Source organism: Thermus caldifontis, assembly GCF_003336745.1.
Lineage (GTDB): Bacteria > Deinococcota > Deinococci > Deinococcales > Thermaceae > Thermus > Thermus caldifontis.
Window position 1 is genome coordinate 1 of the sequence record NZ_KZ851838.1, and the last position, 6324, is coordinate 6324.

Consider the following 6324-nt stretch of genomic DNA (forward strand, 5'->3'; position numbering starts at 1 on the left):
AGGCTTTTGGGGGTTCACATGCAAGAAAGGAGCATGGTGTACAAAGTTAGGGGCGCAAATCACCCCTTATCTCTCATGTCTGCTAGTGGTGTCAAGTAGCAAACGAAGGAATGAAGCTTCATGTTACGGGCAAGCCCCAAAGGTACGATACCACGCCCTATTCTGCGCGCTCTTCAAGCTTTAGCCCAAAGCCCCATCAATGCCTCCGCCTTGGCCATGGCGGAGGGGCAAGACTTTGCCCACGACACCCTTTACCGGGCCCTGAACCAACCCCTGGCCCTGTTCTTCCAATACGCCTTGGAGCTTTGCCAAAGGATGGGCGGGCTGAAGCGAGGTTACCTGATCCTTGATGACGTCCTCATCCAGCGCTACCGCTCAGGCAAGCTGGGCCTGAGGAAGGCCCGGGACACCTCCACGGGGGGCTGGGTGTATGGACTGTCCCTGGTGGTGCTAGGGTGGACGGACGGAAAGCGGCGGATTCCCCTGGCCTTCCTCCCCTACTTTGGTGGGGAAGAGGAGAGCAAGCTGGACCTAGCCCTGGCCCTGCTGAGTTGGGCAAGGGAGGAGGGTTTCCAGCCGGAGGGGGTACTGTTTGACGCTTGGTATGCGGCAAAGCAGGTCCTGGGGTGGCTCCATGCCCACGGCTGGCCTTTTGTCACGAGGTTCAGGTGTAACCGTGTGCTGGAGGGTGTTCAGCTCAGGAGGCATGGGGGAACCCGCTGGGTGAAGGCGGGGAGGCTGAGGGGCCTGAGCTTTGCTGTGGGGGTGCTCAAGCATGGGGGGAAGTTCTACGGGACGAATCGGGCGGGATGGTGGGGGATGAAGATGAAGGAGGTCTACCGGATACGGCAGGGGATTGAGGAGATGTTCCGTGGGCTGCAGCAGGAGTTGGGGTGGACGGGGCATCGGCACTGGCGTAGGGCCAAGCTGCTGGCCCATCTGGCCTTGGGGCTGGTGGTTTATGGGCTGATTGAGTGTCAGCGAGAGGGGCTGGGGTTAAGCTTCTACCAATGCCGACGGAGACTGATAGCAGGTAAGCTGAAGTTGGACCTCAGCCCTCTGTTATCCGTGCAGGGACAGACTGCGTAAGTCCAGTTTTATCTGAGCTCCGACAACAAGGGATGGGGTCTAGTGGGTGATGCCAACGGTACTGCGGTAACCAACTTCCCTTACCGCCCTGTGAGCGGGTTCGCCAGCGGGGACCGGTACGTGGCCATGGCTGTTGCTGGTGACAACTCCAACGTGCTGGAGCGCTTCAAGGGATTCACAGCCGGAAATGCCAGCCTTACCTTGCCCAATCCTTGGCCAACAGGTAGCCTTACCGTGACTTGCGAAGCCCATCCCACGGTGAGCGGCCTCGCCTATACAGACCCCAACCTGCGTGCCTATGGGGTCGAGCTTAAAGACAGCTCCCTCATCTACCAGGTAACGCTGAGCAAAGGGTGGCTGGGCAGTGCCACCAGCTATGGTGTACCGGATCTTTCCAGCCAGCTTGCCTATACCCCCTTCGCCTCGTTCACCACGGTCTATGTTTCCGTGAGCGCCATCCTCTCTCCCCAGCCAGTCCTGGGGTTAGATAGCAGTGACCCCGCCTCTTTTAGCGCCACTACCGACATCTCCCTTGTGCACGCCATCGACTCTTATACCCAGAGCGGCACAGGCAGCATCAGCCTTCCCTAGCCAGAGGGAGCTTTGTGGCGGCAGGGTGCCCCATTGGGTACCCTGCCTTGTCTACAATGGGGGCCATGGTGCCTTTGGAAACCCTCAGGGCCTGGCTCCTCGAGGACCTCGGCCACAGGGACCTCACCACGGCCCTCACGGTGCCGGAGGACCTAACGGGTCAGGCGGTCATCGTGGCCAAAGAAGAAGGGGTCATCGCTGGGCTTCCCATCGCCCAGGAGGTGTTTTCCCTGGCGGATGCCCGCATTGCCTTCACCCCGTTGCTGCAGGAAGGTGAAAGGGCAAGACTAGGCCAGGAGGTGGCCCGCCTCGAGGGGCCCCTAAGGGGCATCCTGGCCGGGGAAAGGCTGGCCCTCAACCTCCTGCAGCGCCTCTCGGGCATCGCCACCCTCACCCGGGCCTACGTGGAGGCCCTAGCGGGTACCAAGGCCCAGGTCCTGGACACCCGCAAGACCACTCCGGGCCTCAGGGCCCTGGAGAAGTATGCGGTGCGGGTGGGCGGGGGGAAGAACCACCGCTTTGGCCTCTTTGACGGCATCCTCATCAAGGAAAACCACATCCGGGCGGCAGGGGGTGTAGCCGAGGCGGTGCGGAGGGCCAAGGCCCATGCCCCCCACTACCTCAAGGTGGAGGTGGAAGTGACGAACCTGGCCGAGCTGGAAGAGGCCTTGGAGGCGGGAGCCGACCTGATCCTGCTGGATAACTTCCCCCTCGAGGACCTCCAGGAAGCTGTACGCCGGGCGGGGGGGCGGGTGCCCCTGGAGGCCAGCGGCAACATGACCCTGGAAAGGGCCCGGGCCGCCGCCCAAGCGGGTGTGGAGTATGTGAGCGTAGGGGCCCTCACCCATTCCGCCAAGGCCTTGGATCTCTCCCTCCTGGTGGTGCAGCCATGATGGCATGGTGTGCTACCATAAGGGCATGGTGCGGACCCAGGTACAGCTCACCGAGGAACAGGCCCAGCGCCTAAAGGCCCTGGCCCAGGAGGAAGGGGTATCCCTGGCGGAGCTGGTGCGCCGGGCGGTGGAGGGGTATCTCCAGGAGAAGGGGAACGGGAGTTTTTCCGAGCGGGCGGAGCGGGCCTTGGCCGTGGTGGGCCGCTTTGCCTCGGGCCATGGGGATGTGAGCCAGGAGCACGACCGCTACCTGGCCCTGGATGAGGAGCGCCTTGGCCGTCTTCGTTGACACCTCCGCCCTTTACGCCCTCCTGGACCGGGACGACGCCCGGCACCCAGAGGCGGCGGAAGGGTTTCGCCGCCTCCTGGCGGCTCGCGAGCGCCTGGTCACCCACAGCTACGTGGTGGTGGAAAGCGTGGCCCTGGTCCAAAGGGGATTGGGCCTCGAGGCGGTGCGGGCCCTTTGCCACGGCATTTTGGAGGTGGTCCATACGGTTCCCGTGGACGAGGACCTGCATCGGGCGGCCCTGACCGCCCTCCTGGCCTCCGGGAGGAGGGACATCAGCCTGGTGGACTGGACCAGCTTTTTCTTCATGCAAAGAAAGGGTTTGCGCAAGGCTCTGGCCTTTGACCAGCGTTTTTGGGAACAGGGCTTCAGCCCAGTGGAAGCGTAAAGCATGGAAAGGGATCTTCTCATCCAAGAGGTGCTCCGCCTGAAGGCAAAGCGGCAGGCGGTGATCCTGGCCCACTCCTACCAGCTCCCCGAGGTGCAGGAGGTGGCGGATTTCGTGGGGGACTCCCTGGGCTTAGCCCGGGAGGCCCAGAGGACCCAGGCCAGGGTCATCGTTTTCGCCGGGGTGCACTTCATGGCGGAAACCGCCGCCATCCTGAACCCAGAGAAGACCGTCCTCCTTCCCGACCTGGAGGCGGGTTGTTCCTTAGCGGACAGCATCCGCCCGGAGGACGTCCTGGCCTGGAAAGAGAACCATCCCGAGGGCATCGTGGTGGCCTACGTGAACACCAAGGCCGAGGTGAAGGCCCTGGCGGACGTATGCGTCACCAGCGCCAATGCCGTGGAGGTGGTGGCCCGCCTCCCCCAGGACCGGCCCATCTTCTTTGTGCCCGACATGTTCCTGGGAGCCCATGTGGCCAGGGTTACGGGGAGGAAGCTGGATCTTTTCCCCGGGGAGTGCCACGTGCACGCAGGGATCCGCGAGGAACACCTGAGGGCCCTTTTGCAGGAGCACCCGGAGGCCGAGTTCATGATCCATCCCGAGTGCGGGTGCGGCAGTAGCTGCCTTTTCCTCAAGCCCGACGCCAAGATGCTCTCCACCGAGGGGATGGTGCGCTACGCCAAAAAGGCGGAGGCCAAGGAGTTCGTGGTGGCCACGGAGGTGGGAATCCTCCACCGCCTGGCCAAGGAGGCACCGGAAAAGACCTTCATCCCGGTGAAGCCGGATGCCGTCTGCGAGTACATGAAGAGGATCACCCTGGAGAAGGTGTACCTGTCCCTCAAGGAGATGCGCCACGTGGTCCGGGTACCCGAGGAGGTGGCAGCAAAAGCCCGGCGGGCCCTTTCCGCCATGGTGGCCGTGGGCTAGGGCCAGGGAAAAGCCCATGGAAACCCTTAGCGCCGATCTCCTCATCCTGGGTGCGGGCATTGCGGGGGTCTACGCCGCCTTGGCGGCGGAGGAGCGGGGGGCTAAGGTCCTCCTCCTCAGCAAAGACCCCTTGCCCTCCGGCTCCACCCCCTGGGCCCAAGGGGGGGTGGCCTTTCCCCTGGACGAGGTGGACCTAAAGGCCCACCTGGAGGATACCTTGAGGGCAGGCCGGGGCCTGGTGGAGGAGGCCGTGGCCCGGTCCATCCTGCAGGAAGCCCCTCGCCACCTGGAAAAGCTCCTTTCCCTAGGGCTTCCCTTCCACCCCGAGCCCACCCGGGAAGGGGGGCACTCCCGGGCCCGGGTCCGGCACCTGGGGGGGGACCGAAGCGGCCTTTTCCTCCTCCAGGGGCTTCTTAAGCGGCTTAGGGGTCCGGTCCTCGAGGGGCACATGGCGGTAAGCCTTCTTCTGGGGGAAGGCCGGGTGGCGGGGGCCTTGGTCCTGGGGCCCGGGGGGCTACAGGTGGTACGGGCCGGGGCGGTGCTCCTGGCCACGGGAGGCCTGGGGCGGCTTTTCCCGGTGACCACCAACCCCGAAGGGGCCACCGGGGACGGGATGGCCCTGGCCTACCTGGCGAGAGCCACCCTAAGGGATCTGGAGTTCATCCAGTTTCATCCCACGGCCCTCCCCGATGGAAGCCTGGTGAGCGAGGCCTGCCGGGGGGAAGGAGCCATCCTCCTGAACGCCCAGGGAGAGCGGTTCATGCCCCGGTATGACCCCTTGGGGGAGCTGGCCCCCAGGGACGTGGTGGCGCGGGCCGTCCACCGGGAGAGGGTGAGGACCGGGGGGGTGTACCTGGACCTGAGGCCAATCCCCCACCTGGAGTCCCGCTTTCCCACGGTGGTGGCGGCAGCGCAGGCCCTGGGCTTCAACCCCTTGAGGGAACCCGTGCCCGTGGCCCCTGCGGCCCACTATGCCATGGGGGGCGTGAAGACCGACCTCTGGGGCTTTACGGGGGTTTCCGGCCTTTACGCGGCCGGGGAGGTGGCCTCCACGGGTTTCCACGGGGCCAACCGCCTGGCCTCCAATAGCCTCCTGGAGGGCTTGGTGATGGGGGAACGGGCCGCCAAAGCCGCCCTTCAGGACCTGGCCCACCCCAGGAGGGCGGAACCCCTTCCCATCCTGCTCCTGGATCCCGGGCACCTTAAGCCCCTACGGGAAAGGATGGGCCAGGCGGCCGGGGTGGTGCGCCGGGGGTGGGAGCTGGCCCAGGCCCTGGCCTGGGTGGAGGGCCTTCCCCTGGAGGAAACCCTGCCGGACAACCTCCCCGCTTCCGGGGATCCAAAGGCCCTGCGCGCCTTCCTGGAGGCGGGCCACCTGGCCCTTCTTTCCCGGCTCCTCTTGCGCATGGCCCTTATGCGGGAGGAAAGCCGGGGGGCCCACTTCCGGGAGGAGTTTCCCCAGGAGGCCCAAGAGCCCTACCACCTCGAGGTCCAGGGGACACCGGGGGCGGCAAGCCAAGCCCCCAACCCGGTCCGGCTTCCCCTTCGGGCTGGTGGGGACCAGCCGGGGTATAATGCTCCTGGAGGTTCTTTATGAAAGGTCATCCCGATGTGATCCAAAGCCTACAGGAAAGGCTTTCCGAAGAACTGGCCGCCATTTTGCAGTACATGGTCCATGCGGAGATGGCGGAGAACTGGGGCTTCAAGGCCCTGGCCCACCACCTCAAGGCCCACGCCATCACCGAGATGCGCCATGCGGAGAAGCACATTGAGCGCATCCTCTTCCTGGAGGGATTTCCTGAGGTGAGCCGGATCGGGGAGATCCGGATCGGCAAAACGGTGGAGGAGATCCTCTTCAAGGACTACGAGGGGGAGCTCCAGGCGGTGAAGGGCTACAACGAGACCATGAACCTGGCCCAGAGCCTGGGGGATAACGGTACCCGGGACATGGTGGCGGAGATCCTCAAAGATGAGGAAGGCCACGTGGACTGGCTGGAGGCCCAGCGGGAACTCCTGGCCCAGATGGGCCTTCCCAACTACCTCCAGTACCTGGTGGGGGAAGCGGAGTAATACCCTCTCCTCCTGTTTCGTTCTCTAAGCCGCAACGAGATGATGCCTACCGGAGGCCCTTTCCGGGGCCCCCACCCTGG

At 64.7% G+C, this 6324-nt stretch carries 8 protein-coding genes; all 8 read left to right on the top strand.

The genetic code is table 11. The features are described 5' to 3' along the window. Positions 1–120: 120 nt before the first annotated feature. The 8 genes from DK874_RS01520 to bfr all read left to right on the top strand — a co-directional run bounded on the left by DK874_RS01520 (position 121) and on the right by bfr (position 6244). The gene (locus DK874_RS01520) at positions 121–1089 is read left to right on the top strand and encodes a transposase (RefSeq protein ID WP_114312154.1); all 969 of its coding nucleotides are present in this window, start codon (positions 121–123) and stop codon (positions 1087–1089) included. A gap of 42 nt (positions 1090–1131) precedes the next feature. Then, a complete protein-coding gene (locus tag DK874_RS01525) occupies positions 1132–1680 on the top strand; it encodes a hypothetical protein (RefSeq protein ID WP_114312155.1) in 549 nt (182 codons plus the stop codon). Between the two features lie 65 nt (positions 1681–1745). Beyond that, entirely contained in the window at positions 1746–2573 is an 828-nt protein-coding gene (nadC, locus tag DK874_RS01530; protein ID WP_205387541.1) for a carboxylating nicotinate-nucleotide diphosphorylase, read from the top strand. Between the two features lie 25 nt (positions 2574–2598). Further along, on the top strand, positions 2599–2862 hold the full coding sequence (locus DK874_RS01535) for a ribbon-helix-helix domain-containing protein (RefSeq protein ID WP_114312215.1): 264 nt from the start codon (positions 2599–2601) through the stop codon (positions 2860–2862). Continuing rightward, the gene (locus DK874_RS01540) at positions 2846–3247 is read left to right on the top strand and encodes a type II toxin-antitoxin system VapC family toxin (protein ID WP_240307578.1); all 402 of its coding nucleotides are present in this window, start codon (positions 2846–2848) and stop codon (positions 3245–3247) included. Before DK874_RS01535 ends, DK874_RS01540 begins: the two co-directional genes overlap by 17 nt. 3 nt (positions 3248–3250) lie before the next feature. Beyond that, positions 3251–4174: a quinolinate synthase NadA gene (gene nadA, locus DK874_RS01545; RefSeq protein ID WP_114312162.1), complete on the top strand. Its 924-nt coding sequence runs from the start codon at positions 3251–3253 to the stop codon at positions 4172–4174. Between the two features lie 16 nt (positions 4175–4190). Continuing rightward, positions 4191–5771 (top strand): L-aspartate oxidase, encoded by a 1581-nt coding sequence (nadB, locus tag DK874_RS01550; protein WP_114312164.1) that lies wholly within the window; start codon positions 4191–4193, stop codon positions 5769–5771. Beyond that, a complete protein-coding gene (gene bfr / locus DK874_RS01555) occupies positions 5768–6244 on the top strand; it encodes a bacterioferritin (protein ID WP_114312166.1) in 477 nt (158 codons plus the stop codon). Before nadB ends, bfr begins: the two co-directional genes overlap by 4 nt. The last annotated feature ends 80 nt before the right edge of the window (positions 6245–6324 follow it).

What these genes read in the sequence shown, in the direction of transcription:
- nadC (WP_205387541.1), top strand. Translation starts at nt 1,746, where the DNA reads ATGGTGCCTTTGGAAACCCTCAGGGCCTGGCTCCTCGAGGACCTCGGC.
- nadA (WP_114312162.1), top strand. Translation starts at nt 3,251, where the DNA reads ATGGAAAGGGATCTTCTCATCCAAGAGGTGCTCCGCCTGAAGGCAAAG.
- DK874_RS01535 (WP_114312215.1), top strand. Translation starts at nt 2,599, where the DNA reads ATGGTGCGGACCCAGGTACAGCTCACCGAGGAACAGGCCCAGCGCCTA.
- bfr (WP_114312166.1), top strand. Translation starts at nt 5,768, where the DNA reads ATGAAAGGTCATCCCGATGTGATCCAAAGCCTACAGGAAAGGCTTTCC.
- DK874_RS01520 (WP_114312154.1), top strand. Translation starts at nt 121, where the DNA reads ATGTTACGGGCAAGCCCCAAAGGTACGATACCACGCCCTATTCTGCGC.
- nadB (WP_114312164.1), top strand. Translation starts at nt 4,191, where the DNA reads ATGGAAACCCTTAGCGCCGATCTCCTCATCCTGGGTGCGGGCATTGCG.